This window comes from Marinoscillum sp. 108, assembly GCF_902506655.1.
GTDB classification, from domain to species: domain Bacteria; phylum Bacteroidota; class Bacteroidia; order Cytophagales; family Cyclobacteriaceae; genus Marinoscillum; species Marinoscillum luteum.
In genome coordinates, this window is sequence record NZ_LR734819.1 from 100,326 (window position 1) to 125,458 (window position 25,133).

Consider the following 25,133-nt stretch of genomic DNA (forward strand, 5'->3'; position numbering starts at 1 on the left):
AGTAATTCAAAATGAGCATATCCGAGACGGAAATAGAGCAGATGGTGGATAGCCAGGAGGAAACCCAGCAGTACATCGAGATATATGGTGCGCGGGAGCACAACCTGAAAGACGTGAACCTAAACATCCCGAGAAACAAACTCGTGGTGATCACCGGCATCAGTGGTAGTGGCAAATCCTCTTTGGCGTTTGACACCATCTATGCAGAAGGCCAGCGGCGATACATGGAGAGCTTTTCGGCGTATGCTCGTTCTTTTATTGGCAACATGGAGCGGCCGGATGTGGATAAGATCAATGGGCTCAGTCCGGTGATCTCCATTGAGCAAAAAACCACTTCCCGAAACCCACGATCTACCGTGGGCACAGTTACTGAGGTCTATGATTTTCTCAGACTCCTTTTTGCCCGTGCAGGGGTGGCCTACTCCTACGTCACCGGGAAAAAGATGATTAAGCAAACAGAAGATCAGATTGTGGATCATCTGCTGAAAACCTACGACGGACAAAAGTTGATCATACTGGCTCCCGTGGTGAAAGGCCGCAAGGGACATTACCGCGAGCTCTTTGTGCAGATACGCAAAATGGGCTTTACCAAGGTACGGGTCAATGGAGAGATTCAGGATCTGGTGGCTAAAATGCAGGTAGACCGCTACAAGACACATGACATAGAGATTGTGGTGGATCGGGTGATCGTGCAAAGTAAAGATGAAAAGCGGATCCGCCAATCGGTACAGGCCGCCTTCAAACAGTCTGATGGCATACTGATGGTGCAGGATCAGGAGAATAACGTAGCTCACTTTTCCAAGTACCTGATGGACCCAGAGTCGGGCATCTCTTATGATGAGCCGGCACCTAACACTTTCTCATTTAACTCGCCGTATGGGGCCTGTCCTACCTGTCATGGCCTGGGGCTTATAGAGGAGATCTCTAAAGACTCGGTCATTCCAGACCCCAGCCTTTCCATCAGCCGTGGGGGCATAGCTCCTTTGGGGGAGTACCGCGACATCTGGATTTTCAAAAAGGTGGAGGCCATACTTAAGCGAAATAAAGTCAACCTGACCACCCCGATCAAAGATATCCCTGAAAAAACCATGGAGGTGCTGCTTTATGGTGATGATATCCCGGTGGCTGTTGGCTCGGTGAAATATCCCGGTACCGACTGGCATACCAAGTTCGAAGGGATCATTAAGTTTTTGGAAAAACAGAGGGAGACTGGCAGTGACAAGATTCGCCAGTGGGTTGAGGATTTTACGGATATTGCCACCTGCCCTGAATGCAGCGGCTACCGCTTGAAAAAAGAGTCCCTGCACTTCAAAATACATGATAAACACATCGGTGAACTGGCAGAAATGAATATCAACCGGCTCTCCGATTGGTTTGAGGGGATAGAAGCCAGGCTGGATGACCGCCAGAATATTATCGCTGGGGAGATTCTGAAAGAGCTGCGCAAGCGGATTGGGTTTCTATTGGATGTCGGTTTGGATTATCTCAGTTTGAATCGGTCACTCAAGACCCTCTCCGGAGGGGAAGCACAAAGGATCCGCTTGGCCACACAGATCGGAACTCAGCTGGTGAATGTTCTGTACATTCTGGATGAACCAAGCATTGGCTTGCATCAGCGAGACAATGTAAAATTGATTCAGGCCCTGAAAGACCTGCGTGATCTTGGCAATACAGTCATCGTGGTGGAGCATGACAAGGACATGATGCTGGCGTCTGACTTTGTGGTAGACATTGGGCCTGGAGCCGGCAGACACGGCGGCCACATTATGGCGGCCCAGCCACCTGCTGAGTTCATTCAAAATAAGAGCCTGACTGCAGATTACCTCAATGGCAACCTGAAGATTGAGATCCCAACCGATCGAAGAAAGGGCAACGGAAATTTCCTGGAACTCAAAGGAGCCACAGGTCACAACCTTAAGAATGTAGATTTAAAGTTGCCTCTGGGTACGATGATTTGCGTGACAGGTGTTTCCGGGAGTGGAAAATCTTCCCTGATTCACGAAACCCTGTATCCAATCCTCAGAAAGCATTTTTATAAATCCCGAACCGAACCCCTTCCTCATCAGTCATTAAAGGGACTGGATAAGCTGGACAAAGTGATAGAGGTGGATCAGTCACCCATTGGTCGGACTCCCCGCTCCAATCCGGCTACCTATACGGGTGTATTTACAGACATTCGCTCTCTCTTTTCCGAATTGCCAGAGTCTAAAATCCGCGGCTACAAGCCAGGGAGGTTTTCCTTCAACGTGAAAGGCGGTCGCTGTGAGACTTGTCAGGGTGGAGGCATGCGTGTGATTGAAATGGATTTCTTGCCTGATGTGCATGTGCTTTGTGAAACCTGCAAGGGCAAACGCTACAACCGGGAAACGCTGGAAGTTCGATTCAAGGGCAAGTCGATTTCAGATATTCTGGACATGACGGTAGAGGCTGCTGTGGATTTCTTTGAGTTCCAGCCTAAGATTTTAAAGAAAATAGAAACCCTCCATGAAGTGGGGCTCGGCTATGTGTCTTTGGGGCAGCATGCCACCACCTTGTCGGGAGGTGAGGCTCAGCGGGTGAAACTGGCTACGGAGCTTTCAAAACGGGACACCGGGAATACTTTTTACATTTTGGATGAGCCTACTACTGGTTTGCACTTTCAGGACATACAGCACTTGCTGGAGGTGCTCCAGAAGCTGGTGGGCAAAGGCAATACGGTATTGATCATAGAGCACAACATGGATGTGATCAAGGTGTCGGACTACCTGGTGGATTTGGGGCCCGAAGGGGGTGAAAAAGGTGGTCAAATAGTAGGAAGAGGGACACCAGAAGACCTGGCCAAAAATGAGAAAAGCCACACGGGGAAATTTTTGAAAGAGGAGCTGGTGTAGTTACTTGTTGATAAAAAACCTGTTTGTTCGGGAGCGGGGGCGGTATTTTTTTATTTCTTTTGATACTTTCTAAACCAGAAAGAGCTGGGGTTCCATTTCTCAATAGCAAATGAATAAGCGCAAGATTTACTGGATGTGTCAGGTTGGTGGGTGGTCGTTTTACGGTTTCCTCCAGATTTTCCTTTATGCTACGGTGCAGCAGCTGGACATGACACAGATTTTGGGTGAAGTGGTTCAGGTGCTTTTTTACATTTTTTCCACTCACTTCCTGCGCTACATTGTCATTCATTTTGGTTGGCTCAATGATCACTGGGTGAAGTTGATTCCGAGACTTCTGTTCGTAATTCTGATACTTAGTTTGATGAATTATGGCCTGTTATTGACCTATTCGTTTATAAGTGGTGAGCTTACCGGGCGTGATTTTTTGCCATTCACCATCCTGCTCAATGTGTTTGGGCCTATGATCATTTATTTCATTTGGGCCATGATCTACTTCACCTTCCACTATTTCGAGCGGTATAACAAAGGGCTGAAGTATGAGGCGGCAGCCAAGGAGATAGAGCTCAGAAATCTAAGATCTCAGCTCAACCCACACTTTATTTTCAACGCCCTGAATAGCATTCGAGCCCTGGTGGATGAGAATCCGGTCAAGTCAAAAAACGCCATCACGCAGCTCTCCAACATTTTGAGAAACTCCCTGACTGTGGACCGTCAGCGGCTGGTTACTTTCTCTGAAGAAATGGAAATGGTGAGAGATTACCTGGCACTGGAAACCATTCGCTATGAGGAGCGTTTAAGAATAGAATTTAACATAGACCCCAAATCTACCGAATACCTTATCCCCCCTCTCATGGTTCAAACACTTGTAGAAAATGGTATCAAACACGGCATTTCTACATTGAAAAACGGAGGCAAGGTGGAGATTTCTTCCAAAGTGGACAATGAAAACTTGTTTATTCAGATTAGAAATACCGGCCAATATCTGAACGGTGAAACAAAGAAGAAATCCGGATTTGGACTTAACAATACCAAGAAAAGGCTGGAACTGATCTATGGCGATCAGGCCTCCTTCAGAATACTTAATGAGACCAAAAAAATAGTTTTAACGGAGATAGTATTACCAAGGTCCCTATGAAAACACTCATTGTAGATGACGAAAGACTGGCCCGCAAAGAGCTGATGAGCCTGCTGGAACCGCATAAGAAAATTGATGTGGTGGGTGAAGCAACCGATGTGGACGATGCCATAGAAAAGATCAATGAACTCAATCCCGATCTCATTTTTCTGGACATTCAAATGCCGGGCAAGTCTGGCTTCGACCTGTTGGAGTCCCTGGATCATGTGCCGCGTGTGATTTTCACCACCGCTTACGATGAGTTTGCCCTAAAGGCCTTTGAGGTGAATGCCCTTGATTATTTATTGAAACCGGTGCAGCCTGAGCGGTTGGAGGAGGCCATTGCAAAGCTCCATGTAGAATCTGACAGGAACCTATCGCATGCTGATGCCGAGAAGAGGAGCCTTGGTAAAGATGATCAGGTCTTTGTGAAGGATGGAGACAAGTGCTGGTTTGTGAAACTGGCAGATGTCCGTCTATTTGAGTCAGATGGCAATTATATCAAAGTGTATTTTGGCGGGAATAAACCAATGATTCACAAATCACTCAATGCGCTGGATGAGCGGCTGGATGACCGCACCTTTTTTAGAGCTAGTCGCAAGCATATCATCAATCTGGGCTGGGTAGAGAATATAGACACGTGGTTCAACGGAGGTCTGCTGGTTCAGCTCAAGGGAGGAGAAAAAATAGAAGTGAGTCGCAGACAGGCTGCCCGGTTTAAGGAGCGTATGAGTCTCTAGTTTTTGATGACCTTCAGAAATTCTTTTTCCACACCCCAGTCCTTAGACAATTTGATCATGGCGGTGGTTTCCATCTCGGTGACATAACCCTTCTGATGATTGTCTTCCCAGACATCCTTCAGGTGCTTGAGCTTTTCGGCATTGCTGCTCTCCGCAAGATTTTTGAAAAAGAAATCCCTGGATCGTTCAAATGCGGATAAGTAATCTTCAGAAATAAAGTGATCTGCCCATGCCAGCTCCTCCACGGCATCCAGTTCTTTGGCCGCAGCTTCCAGTATCAGTTTCTCATCATCATCCAGGCCATGGTAGTGCAGGATGAGTGACTTGAGTAGCATGACCGCTTTTTTGATTTCTTTTTCCATAAGGGTGAATCCAAAGCTAAAAGTAGGGATATTCTACTCATCATAAAACAGTCGCCATGAGATTTCGTCTGCCAGCATAAAACCTTTGGAGGTAAGCGCAAAGGTTTCTCCATCCCATTTCACCAATTCTCTTTTCTGATAGTCCTGTACCTGACTTTCATTGTCACTCACAAAATCTCGCTGGAAGAGTCTCCGGAATTTCGGCAAATTGATACCTTTTTGGGTACGCAGGTGCGTAAAGAGGTATTCGTTGATTTGATTAATTGGGGTAAGTTTTTCGATGGTGATCGGGAGCTGACCTTTCTGTATCTGGTTTAGGTATTTTGCGTTGTGGCTTACGTTAAATGACCGGGAGCTTCCATCATATGAATGCGCCCCCGGCCCAACACCCAGGTAGGTTTGATCATCCCAGTAAGAGGAGTTATGTCGGGAGTGTTTGCCTGCTTTAGCAAAGTTGGACACTTCATAGTGTTCATATCCATGCTGCGTCAGTGTGTCAATGGCCATTTGGTATTGCTGCGCTGAAATCTCCTCCTTTACTTCTTTTAGTTGCCCTTTTTTGGCCCGGTGCCCAAAAACTGTTTTTTCTTCGATGGTGAGTCCATAAAGTGAAATGTGTGATAAATCATACGCGAGAATTTTCTCAAGATCCCGCTGCCAATAGCTGGTGTCCGCAGGAGGGATGGCATAGATCAGGTCTGCCGAGATATTATCAAATCCAGCTGATGTAGCGGCGCTCAGACATTCTTCCGCTTCTGCACTTGTATGGGCACGGTTGATAAATTTGAGGCGTTCATCATCAAAAGTTTGGATACCAATGCTCAGTCGGTTGATTCCCAAAGTCCGCATGTCCTGTAACTTGTCGCCGGTCAGGTCGTCAGGGTTGGCTTCCAGGGTGATCTCCGCATCTTCGATGACCTCATAGGTGGAGTGGATGCTTCTCAACAATCGATCCAGCTCCAGAGCGGACAGCATGGATGGAGTGCCCCCACCAAAGTAAATAGAGGAAATGGGTGATCCGCCGAGCTCTTCTTTTCTCAGGACAAGTTCTCTTTCAATGGCATCCACCATTTCCGACTTCCTGGAAGTGTTGGTGCTAAAGTGAAAGTCACAGTAATGGCATGCTTGCTTGCAAAATGGGATATGGAGATAGATTCCTGCCAATGTCTTTGAGTTATCTTGCAAAGGTATAGGCTATGGCGCAGCTCTTTTGTATGATACGTGTTTTATGCTTTGGGATGATTCTCCTGTGCGCCCACCTGGGTGCAGCGCAGCGGGTGACAGTTTATCTGGATGGTCAGCCTACCACTGAGGTGCCCGGCATGGATTCCGTGGAGGTCTCCAGGTTTGTCAACCTTTATTTGTTGAGGTTATGGAATCAGGGTTTTGTCTTCAGCGGATTGGATTCAGTGTTTTCAGATCGGATTTATTTTCATGCAGGTGAAAAATACCGAAATGAAATTGATCAGTTGGCGGTTTATGATGCTGAACAGGATACGTTTCAGCTCTGGAAACCCAAAAAACAGTCATTTCAATCTGCTGTTCAGAAACAGCTGACCACATATGCAGACAAGGGTCATCCCTTTGTGAGGATCACCTGGGATTCTGTACAGGTGAAAGACGATATGGCGAAGGGGTTTTTGCGCATAATTCCGGGACCCTTGGTGGTTTACGATTCTATGGTGCTTCTTGGGGAGGTGCAGAAGGGCCGGGCGTTTCTTCAGACCGCACTTCATTTGGAGGTAGACAAACCATTCAGCGAACGCACCTTTCAAAATCTACCGAAGAGCATAGCCAGACTGCAGTACTTAGAAATGAAGCGGCCTCCGGATGTGGCCTTCGAGCATGGCAAGGCCACCGTTTTTCTGGACCTGGACAAGCGAAAAAGTAGTTCTTTCGAGGGGGTGGTTGGGCTGCTGCCGGGTCAGTCTGCCGGCAATGGAGTAATGGTCACCGGGTTTCTAGATTTGCAGCTGGCCAACCTTTTCCAATCCGGCAAGCGGTTTTTATTCACCTGGAATCGGTTCGCGGACGAATCTCAATCACTCGATTTGGGATACTATCACCCCTTCTTCCTTAGCTCCAAACTGTTTTTGGATGTCGATTTTCATTTGTTAAAACAAGACACCACTTTTCTCACCCAGTCCTGGAACCTGACCAGCGGAACCAATATTGGTCCTATGTCCGAGGTGTTTTTCGGATACGAACATGTCAGCGGAACGCTGATCAGCCCCGATGAGTCAAACATCAGCGACAATCTTGCGGATTTTACTTCAAGCCAGTACATGATTGGTTTGCGAGATGTGCTTTATGGACAGGAGATGGGGATGAAAAGCCCTTTCAGATATCAGGTACGATTGGTTTTAGGAGAGAAGAACATCTCCAAAAATCCATCTATCGACAAAGGCGCATATGATACCCTGCACAGGCAAACAAGCATGCTGCGTGTCACTGCCGGAGCCAAATACCTGATCAGGTTGAAAAAACGAACAGCATTACATCATCACTGTGAGGGCCAACTATTGGTTAATGATCAGATTTTGACAAATGAACTAGCCCGGATAGGCGGATTGAAAACACTGCGCGGGTTCAATGAGAATTTCTTTTATGCTAGCAATTATGCCCTTAGCAGGCTCGAGATCAGGCAATACTTTGAAGAATATTCTCATTTCATGCTTTTCTATGATCAACTTTTGATGGAGCATCGTGGAGTAGTAAGCTATCCGCGTGGATTCGGAGCAGGATTATCGCTGGATACTTCCAATGGCTTGTTTACTTTTGCCCTGGCCATGGGGATGTCTAGACAAATACCAGCTGATCCGGCCAATATCAAAATCCACATAGGATACACATCCAAATTTTAAATGAGAGCACTTTTCTTTGTTTTTTCCTTTTTCATTACAATGAGCGTGTTCTCTATGGCAGATACATTGGTGATGAGGGACCTGGCGGTGGCGTGGAGAACATTTGACGGCAAGGGCGCAGTTTCCGAATATGTAAAGCATGAGAATGACATAGTTTTTTTTGAACTTCCTAAAGGTTCGGACTCAGAGAAATTGTTAATTGGATCCGATGAGCCTGTGGACATTTGGATGAATGAGCGTCTGGTAAAACACAATTTCTCTGGACTGGTTACCTACACTCCTGACTCCCTGGTGGTGACTTTTGGCTCCCCCATCAGAGTTACTATTTATCAGAAAGGAGGAATTGGAAAGACCCTGGTAACGCAAATGGCTGAAATAAGGACTGGAAAGGGCGCAGTGGATCCGTTGCATCCTCGTTTGGAAGGGTTTGAGCACAATGCCTACCTGATAATACTTACCATCCTGGTTTTGTTTACTGGAGTGTATCGCAGGTTATTCCCGATTTCTTTTAGTCATTCTTTCCAAACACCACTCACTTTTAAGATGAGGAGTCTTTCTGCCGAGGAATCTTATATGAGCTTCGGTAGTATTGACAATCTTTTCACGGGGTTATATTTCAGCGGATTGGTGTCGGCGTTCTTTTCCTATTCCGGAGTTTATCCCTTTCGGGAGGCGCCAGTTTCTCTGGCAGGCTCCCTGTGGACATGGCTGTTTTCTACATTATTGGTGTTTGCGTTTGTTCTTTTGAAGTACGGTTGGTCCAGGCTATTAAGCCTTATTTTTGATTTTAAAGGCGTGTCAAATATTCATTCTCAGGACTTTGTGAGTCTATTTATCCTGGTAATGGCCGTATGTCTGGGGATTTCTGCTATAGATTTTACCCTGTTTGATTTTGTCTCTCAAACCTTGAAAAGTGGTGCAATCCTATTGTTGGTATTGGCTGTCATCTTTTATCAGCTTTGGATATATTTCAAGTTTGATAAATATCATTCGCATAGAAAACTAATGATAATTGTCTACCTTTGCACCACCGAATTCTTGCCCGGTTTTCTAATCATTTATTGGTTAGTCAAATTGCAATAGACAGATATACTTAATTGTATTTGATAGGAATGAGTGAAGAATTGTTAGTTACAGACAAAGAAAGGCTCAACAGGGTATCGTCGATACTCGTTTCACAGCCTGAACCCACAGACCAAAATTCACCTTACCAGAAGCTCGCTGAAAAGTACGACCTCAAGATTGATTTTAGACAATTTATTGAGATCGATCCGGTAGATGCTAAGGAGTTTAGAAAGCAGAAGGTTAATATTCTCGACCACACGGCCGTGATTTTTACCAGCAGAAATGCGGTGGATCACTTTTTCAGGCTGGCGGCTGAAAATAAGGTGGAAATTCCTACGGATATGAAATACTTCTGTATTTCGGAGCAAACTGCAAACTATCTGCAGAAGTACATCGTCATCAGAAAGCGCAAAATTTTCACTGGTGAGCGGACCGCTCAGGACCTGCTGGAGGTGATGAAAAAGCACAAAAAGGAGAAATTCATATTCCCTTGCTCAGACATCAGAAAAGATGATATTCCTGATTTTATGGAAAAGAATGGTTACGACTTTTCGGAAGTGATCATATACAGAACCGTGGCGAGTGATTTGTCTGACTTGTCTGATATCTTCTACGATATTATCGCATTTTTTAGCCCTTCGGGGATCAAATCACTTTTTGATAATTTCCCGAATTTCAAACAAAACAAAACGAGGATTGCGGCCTTTGGCCCTACAACGGCAAAAGCGGTTCGTGATGCTGGTTTGATTTTGGACATTCAGGCCCCACTACCCAATGCACCTTCTATGACCGGTGCCCTGGAGCTCTACATAAAAAAAGCCAATAATCTTTAGCAAAGCCTTAAAATAGGGGTATTTTTGTTTGAAGCGTTATTAGTGTAAAATACCTTTATGAAAAAGTGGTGGCTGCTAGGCATATTAGTACTCGGCTTTTTTCTCGGCCGTGCCCAAAGTAATTTTTTCTTTGGTCACTATATGTTTAACCCGTCTTACCTCAATCCGGGTTGGAGTGGCAGTGAGCAGCAGGCATTTGTGGCGTTTCAGCACCGGAGCCAGTGGGTAGGTTATTCCAGTAGTTTTGATGGTTCTGGAGGAGCACCGAATACTCAAATGCTAACCGGAATAGTCCCCATCAGGGGCTTTGTTATTTCCTCCATAGGCATCAATATCTCCAATGACAACCTGGGGCCTCAGTCCAATTTTCAGGTGCAACTTCCGCTTACCTATACCCTTGAGCTTAGAAAAGGGCAGTTACATCTGGGTGCGGCACCTGGGGTATTTTCACAGACACAAAAATTTAATCAACTACGGCCCAACGAACCTGATGATCCCCTGATTCAGGGAGGGAACGAGGTTCAGACAAAATTTAACCTGTCTGCCGGATTGTTCTATTCGTCAAATGATGGCTGGTTCATAGGACTAGGTGCCGTGAACCTTATGCGTCCGGGTTTCGATTTTGGTCAGGAAGGCCTGAGTAACAAACAAGAGCTTTCCATAGCAATGCATGGTGGATACTCTTTCAAGATTAATGATGATTTGAAGATAGCCCCCACTGCCCTCATTCGCTCCAATCTGACCAACGTTACTTTTGATCTGGGTGGAATCGTTACCCTGAGAGACAAAATGTGGGGCGGCCTTTCTTACCGAAGAGACGAGTCGGCAATAATTTATTTGGGATATGGTTTATTGGAAGACAACAGATTGAAAGTTGGATACTCTTTCGATTTCGTTTTTCAAAACCAGGCCGCAAAGGCCCCTACCTCCCACGAGATATTTATCAGGTATGATCTTCCTGACGTTGTTTTTGGCGGAAGGAAAACGGTAAAAACCCCTCGCTTTACTTTTTAGAAAGTATCGATAAGGTTTGATTGTTAGTCGAATTTTGGGGAGAATTGATGTTAAAACTTGTATTAAAACAGGATAAGGTTATATATTTAGGCTGACTAAGTGACAATAATTTTTGTTAAAGTTTGTTTATTTTACATACTTGCAAGTTCAAATAAGGTGTTATGAATAATATGCGTGTTATAAAGTTTTCTACTTTAGCCGTACTAGCTCTTGGTGTTTTGCTACAAAGCTGTGGTCTTTTTGGTGGAGGATCTACAGACAGAGGAGAGCTTGTCGGGGTGTTAGATCGGCAGGGCTGGGAGATGACCCGGCCGTTCGGTATGGTGGCAGTACCTTCCGGTACTTTTCACATGGGCCAGGCAGATGAAGATGTCGCGGCTACTCAAATCAATTTTAATAAACAGGTGACTATTGGTGCGTTCTTTATGGATGATACTGAGATCACTAACAATGAGTATCGTCAGTTTACTCAGGCCATTACTGAGGGATCTGAGGTGGATTTACCTGCGGGCTATTCCATCGCAGACCTGATGCCAGATACGACAGTATGGACCTCAGATTTCACCCATCACATGGGAGATCCGCTGGTTGTATATTACTGGTCGCATCCAGCTTTTGATGACTACCCTGTAGTGGGTGTTGATTGGAATGCAGCTCAGTATTTCTGCGTTTGGAGAACTCAACACTTAAATGAATACAGACAGAGTCTAGGAATGCCCGTTATGCCGGCTTTCCGTCTGCCATCTGAGGCGGAGTGGGAATATGCTGCCAGAGGAGGAAGAGACATGGCGAAGTATCCATGGGGAAATCCTTACGTGAGAAATCAGAAAGGATGTCTGTTGGCTAACTTCAAGCCAGGGAGAGGAAATTATTTTGACGATGGTTTTGCTTACACTTCTCCTATCAATACATATTTTTCCAATGACTATGGTCTGTATGACATGTCAGGAAACGTAGCTGAGTGGTGCGAGGATGCCTATAATCCATCGGCTATGCCATTGGTTTGGGATTTGAACCCTACCTATTATGACGAAAGAATAGATTTTAAAATTGTCCGCGGTGGTTCATGGAAGGATATAGCTTACTACCTTGAAACAGGAACAAGATCATTTGAGCACAGAGACACAGCCAGATCCTCTATTGGGTTTAGATGTGCAATGACTTATCTTGGTAGGTCTTCTGGATATGAATTTTAAACTTGATAAAAATTACTAACCTAAATATTTCAACAAAATGAGCAAAAAAGGCGGATTCGTAGAGCTTCTTTTCAGCACAATAATGCCTAAGATATATGGTATCGGGGCGGCAATAGTAATTGTTGGTGCTATGTTTAAAATTCTTCACCTTCCGGGGTCCGGACCTATGCTTGGTATTGGTCTTACTGTGGAAGCGGTGATCTTCTTCCTTAGTGCTTTCGAGCCTGCACACAAGGATCCAGATTGGTCTAAGGTGTATCCTGAACTGGCTGATGATTACGATGGCCCTGCTGCTGCACCTAGAAAGGTGACAAGTGGTGGAAATAACACGGGAGTTGCTGCAGGTATGGATAAAATGTTGGCAGATGCTAAGGTGGGACCTGAGCTTATTAAGAGTTTAGGTGATGGCATGAAAAATCTAGCTGATTCTGCTGCTAAAATGGCTCAGTTGGGAGATGCCGCTTTGGTAACTAATGAGTATGCCAAGAATGCTAAGGCCGCTTCTAACTCTCTGGTTGAAATGAATAAGTCATATGCTACTTCGATGCAGGCTATGTCAGCAATGGCAGAGGCTTCTAAGGATACGAAGGAGTATCACAGCCAGGTGCAAAATGTTACTAAGAGTTTAGGTGCTTTGAACGCTGTGTATGAAATGGAGTTGAAAGATGCTCAAGGACATGTGAAGTCAATGAACAAGTTCTACTCTAACCTGACTCAGGCTTTGGAAAGCATGGGCGAAGCTGGTAAGGAGACTTCAGCATTTCAAGCTCAACTTAATACACTTACTACCAATATTGCATCCCTCAATAAGGTATATGGTAATATGCTGAGCGCAATGAAACAGGGGTAATTTTCCAACACAAGCTTAAACTAAAAATAATATGTCTGGAGGAAAGGAAACGCCGCGGCAAAAATTGATTGGGATGATGTACCTGGTGCTAACAGCTCTGTTGGCATTGAACGTCTCCATTACAATTATTGACAAATTTGTATTTCTTGACGATTCGTTAGTAAAAGCTAACCGCGAAAGTGAGGAACGAAATGGTCAGATAGTTGAAAGTATTATAAAGACGGTTGATGATTCGGGCAATAGGGAGGATGATGTGAAGGTAGCAGAGTTGGCTCAGGAAATCAGAACTGAAACATCCAAGATGCTGAAGGAGCTCACCGAACTTAAAATCGCTTTGGTTGAAGAATCAGGTGGTTATGAGGAAGGGAAAAGTCCTGAGTACCCTGGTGATGCTAAGCACCTGATCGGTAAAACTGATTACTCCACCGTAGGGCACTATATGATGCCGCTTGAGGATGGCGGTCAGGGTCATGGAATAGAGTTGAAAGAACGACTCAACAAATTCCCTGAAATATTGAAAGAGAAATTGAGTTCTATCGGAGCATCTGAAACTGATCTGGCAGCGTATAAAAAAATTGCTGTAGATGCGGATGAAGATCCAGTGTATAAAGAGGATCCTAATCAAAAAGGTAAGGCTTTTGCTGATCTTGCATTTAGTGATTCTCCAACCCCGGCAGGTATCGCCACGATCAGTGAGTTTCAATCAAGAATTTTGAGCTATGAAACAAGAGCACTGGATTTCCTATCCGATAAAGTAGGAGCTGGTGATTTGAAGTTTGATGTTATCGTACCAATGGTAAAGCCTGAGTCGCGATATGTGGCTGCAGGTACCAAATACACCGCCAAAATGTTCATCGCTGCATCGTCTTCAGGAGTGACTCCTACGATGACTTACGATGGAAACGAAATTGAAGTGGATGCCAGTGGTCAGGGTCTTGTAGAATTCACTGCCAATTCATCAACATTTGATGCAGAAGGATTGGCTAAGAAGACCTATGAGGCGGCTATCACCGTTACGCTACCGGGCGGTAGGGATACTACCTTTACCGATGTAGTTGAGTATTTTGTGGTAAAGCCGACCATTCAGATTCAATCTACTTCTGTAAACGCACTTTATTTGAGATGTGGTAATAATCTGGACGTACAGGTTCCTCAACTTGGGGTAGCTTATAACCCAGCATTCTCAGCCACTAACGCGAAAACTTATCAGGGAAGCGCAAAAGGACAGGTAACCATAGTACCTACTTCTACGGAGCAGGTTGTTCTAAAAGTTTCGAGTAATGGAAACCTGATTGGGTCTCGTGAATTTGGTGTTCGCAGAATTCCTGCGCCAACGATCACAGTTTATACAGACCAAGGTGAGGTGAATATGAAGACTGGTATATCTGCTAAGACCCCAAGATTGTATATTAAGGCAGTTCCGGATGAGAGTTTCCAGCAATTCCTTCCTGAGGACGCTAAGTTCCGGGTGGCGGAAGCACAAATTACCTTGGTAAGTGGTGGTATCGGAAGAACGACCATTACAGTAGGCGAAACCGCTAACCTTACAGCTATTACATCTCAAGCCAGAAAAGGCGACCAGTTGTCAATTGAAATAAGGAAAGTACAAAGACAGAACTTTAGAAAAGAGGTTGAGGATTTTAATAATTACAATAGGTTCATCAACATCTCTCTAAATTAATTCAGATAGGTTATGAAAAAATTTTGTTATGCACTGTTGATTGGATTACTGACCGTTCCTGTTTTGTATGCGCAGGAGGTAAAGATTCCAATCATAAAACCTGAGGTTCAAGAATCTCAGATTATGTTCCAGAGAATGGTTTGGAGGAGAATGGATTTGCGTGAAAAGCAAAATCAACCTTTTTTCTCCAGAAACGGTGAAATATCCCGACTCCTGCTCGATGCGGTGGAAGAGGGTTTATTGAAACCATATATGACGGATTCATGCCTGAACCTGATGCCTGATAGTGTTTTTAAGACAAAAACAACAGTTGAGCGTCAAGGTGGTGCTGATTTCGGTGGTGGTTTTGGTGGCGGTTTTGGTGGTGGTTTCGGCAACGAATCTTCTAGTCAGGCACAGTCCAGCGGGCCCAAAGCAGACGCCATTCCGAAGGATGTATTTGATGTAATGTACATTAGAGAGGAAGTGATGTTTGATCGTAACAGATCCAGGATGTATTGGTACATCAGAGCCTTGACAATTGCCCTACCGGGAAGAGCAGGTTCTACATGGAATCCTGCAGGGTTTGAAAACCAGGTTTGTCATTTTAAGTATGAGGATGTTGTGGCGTTGTTCAGAGGGCCTTATGCAGACAAAGCCATATGGTATAACAACCAGAACCAGGCAGCACATAGAAACTATGGGGACGCTCTTGAGCTGAGATTGTTTTCTGCACCAATCATTAAGATGTCCAATGCACAAAACCTTGATATCAGGCAGCTTACCTCAGATCCATTTGATGCTGTAATGCTTCAGCAGAAATATGAATATGATCTGATGGAATATGAAAGTGAGTTGTGGGAGTACTAATTACTTCTTGAAATAATATGAGGGAAAGGGATCGTTTACGATCCCTTTTTTTGTTGGAAGTAGGTTGTCAGTATGTTGGCTTTCGACTTGCCAACTATTTCAGCGAGTTCTTCCTCCTGCGCCATTTCAATGCGTTTGATACTTTTGAAATGACGGAGCAATTTCTCCTTTGTAATGCTCCCCAGACCTTTGATATGATCGAGCTCGGATTGGATGCTGGCTTTGCTCCTTTTGGATCTGTGAAAAGTGATGGCAAACCGATGGGCCTCATCTCTTAAATGCTGGAGGAGTTTCAAGGCTGGGGATTTCTTGCTTATGTGCAAAGGGATTGAATCTTCCGGGTAGTAAATTTCCTCAAGTCTCTTGGCAATTCCGACAATCGGAAGCTTACCATATAGACCAAGCTCTTTGAGGGGTTCACAGGCGGCGCTCAGCTGCCCTTTTCCCCCATCTATGATGACCAAATCCGGTAGTGGGAGATTCTCTTCTGTGAGGTACTTATACCTTCTGCCTACTACCTCTCTCATGCTGGCAAAATCATCCGGACCCACCACCGTCTTGATGTTGTATTTGCGATAGTCTTTCTTGGATGGTTTACCGTTTTTGAAGCAAACCATTGAAGAGACGGGGTTGGTGCCCTGGATATTGCTGTTGTCAAAACATTCGATGTGTCTGGGTAAACTCTTTAATCCCAAATCAGATTGCAACTGTTCAAGAATTTTTTCACCGCTGGTTTTCTTTCCCTCGCTCCTCACCAACCGATCATTCTTGAAGAAGAGCGCGTTTTTGAGTGAGAGATCCAGGAGTTTTTTCTTATCACCGATTTTGGGTTGGGTGATTTCTATTTCATCCCAGCCATTGATGGGGCGGTTACTAATGATTTCTGTACTTGTACTGTTGTACTTATTTCTGAGGCTAAATAAGATCAGCTGGAGCAGCTCTTCTTCTGGCTCGTCCAGTTTTCTTTTAGACTCCACGGTCTCTGACATTCTGATGCTACCGTGCTCGATTTTCATGTAGTTGAGGTAGTATTTGCTACCATCACCTATTACTCCAAAGATGTCCAGGTCACTGATTTTAGGATTCACAATGAGGGATTTCGACTGGAAATTGTCCAGGTGATCCAGTTTTTGTTTGAAATCCTGAGCTGATTCAAATTTTAACTCTTCGGCAGCATTTTGCATAAGCTCTTTATAACCCGCTTTCACCGTGGATATGTTGCCTTTCAGAATGTGATGGGCGCTCTGGATGTCCTCCATGTAGTCGGATTCGTCCTGCAGGCCTTCACAAGGACCCAGACAATTGCCGATGTGATATTCTAAGCAAACTTTGAATTTTCCCTGGCTAACGTTTCGCTCCGAAAGGTTGAAATTGCACGTTCTGATTTTGTAGAGTTTTCTAAGCAAATCCAACACTCCATTCATGGCTTTTACGCTTGTATAGGGGCCATAATACGTGCCCTTGGAGGGGTCTATGCTTCGGGTGGAGTATATTCTGGGAAAACGCTCATTGGTGACACAGATGCTTGGGAAGGTCTTGTCATCTTTTAAAAGAATGTTGTACTTTGGCTGATTCTCCTTGATGAGGCTGTTTTCTAATAGCAACGCATCGAATTCACTGTTTACAATGATGACTTCAATGCTTTCAATTTCTCGAACCAGTTTGACCGTTTTTCTGCTGGCCTGGTTTGATTTGTTGAAATAGCTCGACACACGCTTGAGAAGATCCTTGGCTTTACCAACATATATAATGGTATTGGTGCGGTCGTAGAACTTATATACACCCGGCTGGTGCGGGAGCTTTCCGTATTCTTGGGTAGAAAATTTGTGAGATTCCATGTAGGTTACATGATATCGTCTTCGTCTATCAGGTCGAAACGAAGAGAATCTGTAGGCTGGAGAACATCATTGTATTTATCACAATCCAATTCCACACTGATTGGTTTCAAAGGTTTGTCAAACGGACCCTTCTGATACCCTAGCGTTGGATCCGCGTATATTTTCAACATGAATTTTTCCCAAATGGGCATGGCTGTTCTGGCGCCTTGTCCCATCGCCCAGTATTTGAAGTGAATGGAGCGATCGTCTCCACCTACCCATGCGCCAGCTGCCAGGTCCTTAGTGACCCCCATAAACCAACCATCCGATGCATTCTGAGTGGTACCTGTTTTGGCCGCTATTTCGTTATCCATCCTGAGTTCCCGATCGATAGAGAGACCTGTACCTCCGGTCTCTTCGGTGGTTCCTTTAAGCATGTGAAGCATCAGGTAAGCTGTTTCTTCATTGAGGGCCTCTCTCGTTTCCGGAACGAATTGCTGTATCACATTGCCATTTTCATCTTCTATTCGAGAAATGAAAAAGGGTTTGGTATAGATGCCTTTGTTGACAAAGGTAGAGTACGCAGCGAGCATTTCCTGAAGTGAAACATCTCCACCGGCACCTAATGCCAGAGCAGGAACAGGAGCAAGTGGACTCTCTATTCCCAGTCTTCGGGCGTATTCTATGACGGTTTCAGGTTTTACCTGCTTCATCACGAAAGCGGTTATACTGTTGACAGATCGAGCCATGGCTTGCCTGATGGTCATGACTTCTCCACTAAACTTGCCATTGGCATTGTCAGGAGTATAGGTAGGTGGATCTTGTCCGGGCATGGCAAATGTTACCGGGGCATCCACTACCGGGTAGCATGGAGAGTAGTCGTTGTCTATGGCCACTGTGTAAACAAAAGGCTTGAAGGTAGACCCCGGTTGTCTTTTCCCTTGGCTTACATGATCATATTTAAAGTATTTGTGATTGATACCGCCTACCCAAGCTTTAATGTTGCCATTTTTGGGGTCCATGGCCATGAAGCCTGCCTGCAGGAACTTTTTGTAATATCGTAGGGAATCATAGGCACTAAACACCGTATCTATCTCACCATCCCAACTAAAAACTGTCATTGGTTTCTTTTTATTCAGGAGTATCTCTACAGAGTCTGATTCTTTTCCATAGTTACTAACCAGCGCGCGATACTGTGGTGTCCTTTTCATTGCGTTTTCAATGAACCCCTCGATTTCATTTCCGTTATCGTCGATCCAGGGGTTACTTTTAAGAGTGGCCCAATGATCATCAAAGATGGATTGTAAAGTATCCATGTGCTCTTTCATGGCTTGCTCGGCGTATTCCTGCATACGACTGTCAATGGTAGTATAGATTTTGAGCCCATCCTCAAAGAGGTCATAGCCATGCTCTTTCGTCCAGGAGAGCAGAAAATTTCTAATGACAAACCGGAAGTAGGTGGCCAGACCTTCGTTGTGATTATCTACTAAATAAGTGAGGCCGAAATCTGTCGTTTTGAGACTGTCGAAGGTATCTCTTGTTAATAGTCCATATTTATGAAGGTTATAAAGTACCTCTGTCCTTTTGGCCATCGCATTGTCAGGATTCATGATGGGGCTGTACCGGGTAGGCGCATTGATTGCCCCAACAAGCAGTGCTGATTCACTGTAATTGAGCTGTGATGGGAGTTTGTTAAAAAAAGTTTTGGCAGCAACTTTAATTCCGAAAGAGTTGCTTCCGTATTCTACGGTGTTCAGGTACATCGCAAGTATTTCCTCCTTGGTATACGACTGCTCCAGTTGAACGGAGATAATCCATTCCTTAAGTTTAGTTATGATTTGACCAACAGATGAGTATTTGTAAAGGGAGCCTCGATTGGCTGAAGAGGTACTGTAGAGGTTTTCGGCCAGCTGCATGGTGATGGTAGAGCCACCACCGTTGAATTGAAATGTTAGTTTCCCGATGACGGCTCTCAACAAGCCTTTGAGATCGATCCCGGAGTGTTTTTTGAAGCGAATATCCTCTGTTACCAGGAGGGTGTTGACCAATGCAGGAGACAGCTCTTCATAGGTTACTGGGGTTCTATTTTTCCTGTAATATTTTCCCAGGGAAACACCATCTGCACTGATCAGTTCAGAGGAGAGGTCCGGATCTGGCTTTTCAAGATCCTGCAGACTTGGCAGGTCACCAAACCATCCATTGGTGTCATGTTTGACCATGTAGAAAAGGGATGGTATGGTGATGGCCGCTCCTAAAAAGAGAACCCACAGTACGATGACGATGATTCTGAGCGTTCGTTTATTCATTGGGGATAGTGTTTTTCAAAGAAATTCAAATAAGCGTTGACGTCTTTGGTCTGATAGAAGATATCGAAATTATCCTCCGTAATTACAAAGCTGTATATTTTTTCTCCTTTATGTAAGTCTTTAAGGGAAAGCTCGGCATTGAGCATGGTGAGAAACTTCTCGGCACTTCCCTTAGCGGGAAACTCATTGATTAGCACGAGCGCATGATCCTGGTTGAGAATGAGGTTGCCGGTGGTCAGGCCAAAATTCTTGGCTTTAATGAATTCTTCTACCTCCAAAGGTATTTGTTGGGTGAGTTGGTCATTGTTTGGATATACGACCACCAAATAATGCTTCTGCTTAAAGTATTCTACAAAACGGGCCTTAGCACTGTTGTAGAGGTTGATTTGATAGTCTTCACTGGTCTTTACCAGTTTTTGCGCGTAAGGGATTAATTCGCTTTCCGGATATGTTTTAATGAAGTTATTGAGTTCATACTGATATTTGAATTGTCCCTCCAGCTCTCCCATGTTCAGAACATTGAGTAGTGCAATGTTATCACTGAATGAGTTTTCAGGATAGAGGTTGAAAGCACTGTCCAGTAGGTATTTACTTTTCTGGTAATCCTTGCTTTTGTAGAGCTTGTAAGCTTTGGTGTACACCATTTTGAGCTGCTCGGTTGCGGCCTTGCTCTCTTCTCGGTAGTTGGGGTTATCCACAAGTTTGGCATATATGGACTCCGGGAAGTCTCGTTTGAGTTCATCAGACTTGAGTGTGGCCAGCTCAATGTTGGAGCCCTTATAAAGGAGGTAAAGCTGGTACAGGACTTCTGCCTTATATTCAGTTTGCGGGAACCGCGCTATAAGTGTTTCAAAGGTTTCAATGGCATTGGCATTTTCATCCAGTTTGAAATTATAGATATTCCCGAGGTTGTAATGGGCCTCTTCTACCTGAGCCAGGAGTTTGTTGATTTCTTCCTGACTGGAAGGCACGGAGGCGAGCATTTCGTCCACCATTGTCTGTATGGCATCATCGCCTTCAGTTTCTGCACTTGCCTCCTTTTTGGCTAATGCTTCTCCCTCTGCTACAGTGGCAATCTCACCACCAGCCTTGAGGCTTCGCCTCCAGTTATCTTCGAGAGGTCGACTACCCCAGATGCGTTTGAATTCCGTAACACCTTTGCCTACAGCTGTGGTATTGTAGAAATACCAGGTGGCGCCAGGTGCCAGGTTTGCCCCTATCAGGTCTCCCCCTTGTTGGTCAAATACAGTGCTTTGCTGGCTGGCGCGTTTAGCCTCTTTTTTCCTTTTTGCTGCTTCCTTTTCATGCTGTTCTGTAGCCACTGCAGTAGCAAGTGCCAAAAGAGAATCTTGAGGAAGTTGAGAAAGACTCACCAGACTGTCGTTGGTTTGGATGGTTACAATTTGCTTGACAAAATCATTGAGGATCTCCTGTCGTTGCTTGATTTTTTCGAAGTTTTCCTCATCTCTGGGCATGGTAGAGACTGTGCTGTCGTAATAATTCTGTGCCAACACAAAGTTTTTGAGACTGTCATAGTAGATCTGGCCAAGTTTCAAATACGAGTAAGCCTTCTGGCGTTTATTTTTTACTGAGGATTTTACCGATTCTTTGTAATAAGCGATGGCCTGATCGAGATTGCCTTGCTTTACTTCAAAATTGGCCATCTCGTAGTAGATTTTGTCTTTATACTCCGTGTTTTTAGTGTCTTTTAGGAGTTTTTTGAAATATTTCTGGGTCCTTTTGATGTCTCCAGAACTCGTGACCTGGGTCACCTGTGCCATATTCAGCTTGGTATAAAAGGCCAGTTCGTATACTGGATTATTTTTCAGACAGCTTTCATAATAATTATAGGCCTCGGCCTCAAACCCTAGTTGCTGGTATACCTGTCCGATGATAAAATCAATTCTGGCTTTATCCGAGTATTTGGTCATGAGCTCTTCAGCTGCCACCAGGTGCTGTACCATTTGATCCAAATCTTTGCGCTTCTGAAACAAGTAGGCTCGTACCATGCTCAGTTCCTTCTTGTTTTTATTGTTGAGCTTCTCCTTTTTTAAATAATCAGAGACAGCAATGGCATTATTAATTTCGTTGAAGTCTACAAAGGATTTAATGAGCTCGATCAGCGCAGCATGTCGGGCATCGTCATTTTCACTATGCTTATTTACAAACTTGAAGGTCTCAATGGCATCGGCAAATTCCAGGGAGTAGTACCTCGCTTTGCCCACCAATATGTAGGAGTCGTCCTCCCAGCGGGAATTGGGGTGCCTTTGAATGGCAATAGAGGCTTTTTCTATGCAGTCTTCTATCTGTGCTTCCAGGCTCTTGGCATCATTAGAGTCAATGGGTACGTAGATTGGGAGTACCTTGTTATAATTCCACTGATAGTTGTCATAGACACTTTGCTCTATTTCATTCATCAGTTCGTTGGCGATGAAGTAGGCATTGTAATGCGCAGTTACATTTTGATAAGCTGTGCTCACAGGCCCGCTGCTGTAGGAGCAGCCGGCTACCAACAGGGTAATTAAAATGAAATAAGTTATGAGATTAATGCGCACAATAGATATTTGCAAATTAACGTATATCCCTAGAGAATCTTGTAAAGATAAAACAGTAGGGTTTCAATATATTTGACACTTCATAAATTTCGCTGATTTGGCTCCTAAAAAGACTTTATCCAACTGGCTTACCAACAGGTACCTTCTGATCATTAGAAATGAAGAGAACTTCGCGGAGAAAAAGACCATCAGTTTCAACTACGCCAGGGTGATCCTGATTTTAACGGTGGCTTTCATCATCACCCTGGTGGTGTCGATGTATATGGTCACGGTGGTACTGGAGCAATGGCTGGATCCCAGGTATGCCATGATGCAATCTAACAGACAGCTGGTGGACCTCACGATGAAGATAGACTCCATGGAGTACGAAATGGCAGTGAAGGATCAGTACCTGAAAAACATCAGGATGATTATTGGCGGGGACGTAGATATCCTACAGGCCATGGGGGAAGACCCTGAAAACAGCACCATGAATCCAGGTGAGCTTGGGTTTCAGGAAAGTATTCCTCCCATTGACTCTCAATTTAGGGCGGAGTTTGAGCAACAGGACCTTGGGGTACTGACCTATGAAACAAGCAGCTCGGAGGAGTTTCGGGAGCTATTTCTTTTCACTCCGATGGAGGGGATTATTACCGATGGATTCAACCCTAAAAAGGATCATTATGGGGTAGATATAGTAGCCAGAGAAAACGAACCGGTAAAATGCGCGGCTGACGGAGTAGTCATTTTTTCCTCATGGACACTGGATAGTGGCTACGTTTTGGGAATTCAGCACAGGGGCAATTTGATCTCTGTTTACAAGCACAATTCGGAATTATTGAAAAACGTTGGTAATTTTGTCAGCGGTGGTGAAATTATTGCAATTATTGGCAATACTGGTGAACTTACTTCGGGGCCTCATTTACACTTTGAACTGTGGCACAATGGTAATCCGGTGAACCCCCAGGAATACGTGGCCTTTTAAAAAACTAAAACATAGACCCATGTTTAACAAGCAGGAACAGAAAGTAGCGGAAGAAATGAGCAATTCGAGCAATATTATTGGCAAAGGGACTATTCTCGAGGGAAGCCTTGAAACTTTTGGGAACATCAGAATAGAAGGGAAGGTAATCGGGAACATCAAAACCAAGTCGAAGGCAGCTTTTGGTCAATCTTCTCAGGTTGATGGAAGTGTGCTGGCACAAAACGCTGAAGTAGCCGGACATATTACCGGTACAGTAGAGGTGACAGAGGTATTGGTGTTGAAACCCACTGCGGTGATTGATGGAGACATCATTACCAATAAGCTGATCGTAGAGTCAGGCGCGGTATTCAACGGTGGTTGCAAGATGGGTGTGAAGAGTAAAGAGATAAAAATTGGCAAAGCAGAAGAAGGATCCCTCCTCAAAGCACAATCCTAAAGTAGACAACACCTACGCCAGGATTTCAGGGATTACCTTTGAGCTTCTGGCGATCAATCTGGGATTTATACTGGGTGGTTATTACCTCAATGAAAAGGCCGACCCGGTATTTCCATGGATTTTGTTGTTGGGAGTATTTCTCTCAGTAGCAGCAACCATAGTCTACCTGATCAAAAAGTTTAGCTCGTGAAGAAATACCTGATCATCTCAACGGGGATCTCCCTGACGTTTCTTCTCATCTATTATTTTCTCAACGATTCCCTGTTTCAATCCTACCTGCATCAGCAGTTTCCTGCCCTGATTCTGTTTTTTTACCTACAGTCACTGGCAGTATGGTGGATGTTGCGATTGGGCGAAAAGTCCAATTGGGAATCCCCAATTTATGTGCTGGGCGGGATCACTTTCAGGTTTCTCACAGGTCTTTTCTTTTTGGCCATTCTTTTTATCATGAAAATGGAAAATATCCGGCCGCTCATGATTCAGTTTATCGTCCTCTATTTGGTTTATTTAATCTTTGAATTATTTGCTGCATTACCTAACTTGCGGCGGAATTGAGGAGATAACCCTTTTACTAATGAGTCAAGAGAAAACCGCATCCTTTCCTAAGTTTTTGAAATCCAGTTTATTACTAGTCGTTTTCGGACTCTTAATAATCCAAACTGGATATGCTAAAGATCCGGTAGAAGGGGAAGCATTTGATCCCAGTGAGATGATCAATCATCACATCATGGATTCGCATTCCTGGGAGATTTTTCATGGCCTTAGTTTGCACCTTCCGGTGATCATCTACAGTGAAGAGAAGGGACTTGATATCTTTTCTTCCAGCAACTTCTACAACGAAGAACACGAAGTGGTTCCGTTCAACGGGTATGTGATGGAGCATGAGCACATTGCACTGGAAAGTGGAGCACATGTTTTGGATTTCTCCATTACTAAAAATGTTTTCTTCTTATTCATCAATGCATTGGTAATGATCATGATCTTCATGGCAGTGGCCAGGGGATATAAGAAGAATGCCGGCAGAGCACCTAGAGGGATTCAGTCCTTTTTTGAGCCCATCATTATATATGTAAGGGACGAGATAGTGAAGCCTAACATTGGGCCAAAGTATGAACGATACCTGCCTTACCTGCTTACCCTGTTTTTCTTTATTTGGTTTGGTAACCTTCTGGGTCTTTTGCCAGCAGCCGCCAACCTTACGGGCAACATTGCGGTAACGTTGATACTGGCGGTAGCCAGTTTGGTGATTACACTGGCGTCAGGAAGAAAAACTTATTGGATGCACATCCTGGATCCTTTGGGCAATAGCATGGGTTGGTTGGCAAAGTTTCCACTCTACCTCATCTTGTGGCCTATAGAGATTATCGGAATTTTCACGAAACCATTTTCATTGATGGTTCGACTTTTTGCCAACATCACGGCGGGTCACATCATCATATTGAGCATATTAAGCTTGACGTTCATTGCACAGAGTTTTGCAGTGGGAGTAGCGGCCACACTTTTCGCGGCAGTTATGAACCTGCTGGAGTTGTTTGTGGCACTGTTGCAGGCTTATGTATTTACCCTACTATCTTCCATGTATTTTGGTCAGGCAGTAGAAGAACATCATCATTAAGA

Annotated in this window: 21 protein-coding genes; 16 read left to right on the forward strand and 5 right to left on the reverse strand. The window is 44.5% G+C overall.

Features of this window, described 5'->3' with window-relative positions; translation table 11 throughout:
* Positions 1–11 precede the first annotated feature (11 nt).
* From uvrA to GV030_RS21065, 3 genes are all read left to right on the forward strand, one after another.
* The gene (gene uvrA / locus GV030_RS21055; RefSeq protein ID WP_159585414.1) at positions 12–2,870 is read left to right on the forward strand and encodes an excinuclease ABC subunit UvrA; all 2,859 of its coding nucleotides are present in this window, start codon (positions 12–14) and stop codon (positions 2,868–2,870) included.
* 109 nt (positions 2,871–2,979) lie between these two features.
* Entirely contained in the window at positions 2,980–4,005 is a 1,026-nt protein-coding gene (locus GV030_RS21060) for a sensor histidine kinase (protein ID WP_159585416.1), read from the forward strand.
* Positions 4,002–4,724, forward strand: coding sequence for a LytTR family DNA-binding domain-containing protein (locus GV030_RS21065; protein WP_159585417.1), 723 nt, complete (start codon positions 4,002–4,004; stop codon positions 4,722–4,724). Before GV030_RS21060 ends, GV030_RS21065 begins: the two co-directional genes overlap by 4 nt.
* On the opposite strand, the gene GV030_RS21070 is transcribed toward GV030_RS21065, so the two are convergent.
* Positions 4,721–5,086, reverse strand: a complete 366-nt coding sequence (locus GV030_RS21070) for a hypothetical protein (protein WP_159585419.1) — start codon at positions 5,084–5,086, stop codon at positions 4,721–4,723. The genes GV030_RS21065 and GV030_RS21070 overlap by 4 nt on opposite strands.
* Positions 5,087–5,119: 33 nt before the next feature.
* The gene (gene hemW, locus GV030_RS21075; RefSeq protein ID WP_255465622.1) at positions 5,120–6,250 is read right to left on the reverse strand and encodes a radical SAM family heme chaperone HemW; all 1,131 of its coding nucleotides are present in this window, start codon (positions 6,248–6,250) and stop codon (positions 5,120–5,122) included.
* A gap of 74 nt (positions 6,251–6,324) precedes the next feature.
* On the opposite strand from hemW, the gene GV030_RS21080 reads away from it, so the two are divergent.
* The 8 genes from GV030_RS21080 to gldN all read left to right on the forward strand — a co-directional run bounded on the left by GV030_RS21080 (position 6,325) and on the right by gldN (position 15,438).
* Positions 6,325–7,950: a hypothetical protein gene (locus GV030_RS21080; protein WP_159585421.1), complete on the forward strand. Its 1,626-nt coding sequence runs from the start codon at positions 6,325–6,327 to the stop codon at positions 7,948–7,950.
* Positions 7,951–9,033 (forward strand): DUF4271 domain-containing protein, encoded by a 1,083-nt coding sequence (locus tag GV030_RS21085; RefSeq protein ID WP_159585423.1) that lies wholly within the window; start codon positions 7,951–7,953, stop codon positions 9,031–9,033.
* A gap of 29 nt (positions 9,034–9,062) precedes the next feature.
* Positions 9,063–9,848 carry a uroporphyrinogen-III synthase gene (locus GV030_RS21090; protein ID WP_159585425.1) on the forward strand — a complete coding sequence of 262 codons (786 nt, stop codon included), beginning with the start codon at positions 9,063–9,065 and terminating at the stop codon, positions 9,846–9,848.
* 57 nt (positions 9,849–9,905) lie between these two features.
* Complete coding sequence (locus tag GV030_RS21095) at positions 9,906–10,862, forward strand: PorP/SprF family type IX secretion system membrane protein (protein WP_159585427.1); 957 nt, start codon at positions 9,906–9,908, stop codon at positions 10,860–10,862.
* A 161-nt stretch (positions 10,863–11,023) separates the two neighbouring features.
* Positions 11,024–12,058, forward strand: a complete 1,035-nt coding sequence (locus tag GV030_RS21100) for an SUMF1/EgtB/PvdO family nonheme iron enzyme (protein WP_159585429.1) — start codon at positions 11,024–11,026, stop codon at positions 12,056–12,058.
* A gap of 37 nt (positions 12,059–12,095) precedes the next feature.
* On the forward strand, positions 12,096–12,908 hold the full coding sequence (gldL, locus tag GV030_RS21105) for a gliding motility protein GldL (protein ID WP_159585431.1): 813 nt from the start codon (positions 12,096–12,098) through the stop codon (positions 12,906–12,908).
* A gap of 31 nt (positions 12,909–12,939) precedes the next feature.
* Positions 12,940–14,589: a gliding motility protein GldM gene (gene gldM, locus GV030_RS21110; RefSeq protein ID WP_159585433.1), complete on the forward strand. Its 1,650-nt coding sequence runs from the start codon at positions 12,940–12,942 to the stop codon at positions 14,587–14,589.
* Between the two features lie 12 nt (positions 14,590–14,601).
* Entirely contained in the window at positions 14,602–15,438 is an 837-nt protein-coding gene (gene gldN / locus GV030_RS21115) for a gliding motility protein GldN (protein ID WP_159585435.1), read from the forward strand.
* A 35-nt stretch (positions 15,439–15,473) separates the two neighbouring features.
* On the opposite strand, the gene uvrC is transcribed toward gldN, so the two are convergent.
* The 3 genes from uvrC to GV030_RS21130 are packed head-to-tail and all read right to left on the reverse strand — an operon-like array spanning position 15,474 to position 22,116.
* Entirely contained in the window at positions 15,474–17,276 is a 1,803-nt protein-coding gene (gene uvrC, locus GV030_RS21120) for an excinuclease ABC subunit UvrC (RefSeq protein ID WP_159585437.1), read from the reverse strand.
* A 5-nt stretch (positions 17,277–17,281) separates the two neighbouring features.
* Positions 17,282–19,561, reverse strand: coding sequence for a transglycosylase domain-containing protein (locus GV030_RS21125; RefSeq protein ID WP_159585439.1), 2,280 nt, complete (start codon positions 19,559–19,561; stop codon positions 17,282–17,284).
* A complete protein-coding gene (locus tag GV030_RS21130; RefSeq protein ID WP_159585441.1) occupies positions 19,558–22,116 on the reverse strand; it encodes a tetratricopeptide repeat protein in 2,559 nt (852 codons plus the stop codon). The genes GV030_RS21125 and GV030_RS21130 overlap by 4 nt, the downstream gene beginning before the upstream one ends.
* Before the next feature lie 97 nt (positions 22,117–22,213).
* Here GV030_RS21130 and GV030_RS21135 point away from each other — a divergent pair, with 97 nt between their 5' ends.
* From GV030_RS21135 to atpB, 5 genes are read left to right on the forward strand one after another with little or no spacing between them, the layout of a single operon-like run.
* The gene (locus tag GV030_RS21135) at positions 22,214–23,080 is read left to right on the forward strand and encodes a M23 family metallopeptidase (protein WP_255465623.1); all 867 of its coding nucleotides are present in this window, start codon (positions 22,214–22,216) and stop codon (positions 23,078–23,080) included.
* A 19-nt stretch (positions 23,081–23,099) separates the two neighbouring features.
* Positions 23,100–23,516 carry a polymer-forming cytoskeletal protein gene (locus GV030_RS21140; RefSeq protein ID WP_159585443.1) on the forward strand — a complete coding sequence of 139 codons (417 nt, stop codon included), beginning with the start codon at positions 23,100–23,102 and terminating at the stop codon, positions 23,514–23,516.
* Entirely contained in the window at positions 23,473–23,706 is a 234-nt protein-coding gene (locus tag GV030_RS21145) for an AtpZ/AtpI family protein (protein ID WP_159585445.1), read from the forward strand. Before GV030_RS21140 ends, GV030_RS21145 begins: the two co-directional genes overlap by 44 nt.
* On the forward strand, positions 23,703–24,071 hold the full coding sequence (locus GV030_RS21150) for a hypothetical protein (RefSeq protein WP_159585447.1): 369 nt from the start codon (positions 23,703–23,705) through the stop codon (positions 24,069–24,071). Before GV030_RS21145 ends, GV030_RS21150 begins: the two co-directional genes overlap by 4 nt.
* Before the next feature lie 19 nt (positions 24,072–24,090).
* On the forward strand, positions 24,091–25,131 hold the full coding sequence (atpB, locus tag GV030_RS21155; RefSeq protein ID WP_159585449.1) for a F0F1 ATP synthase subunit A: 1,041 nt from the start codon (positions 24,091–24,093) through the stop codon (positions 25,129–25,131).
* The last annotated feature ends 2 nt before the right edge of the window (positions 25,132–25,133 follow it).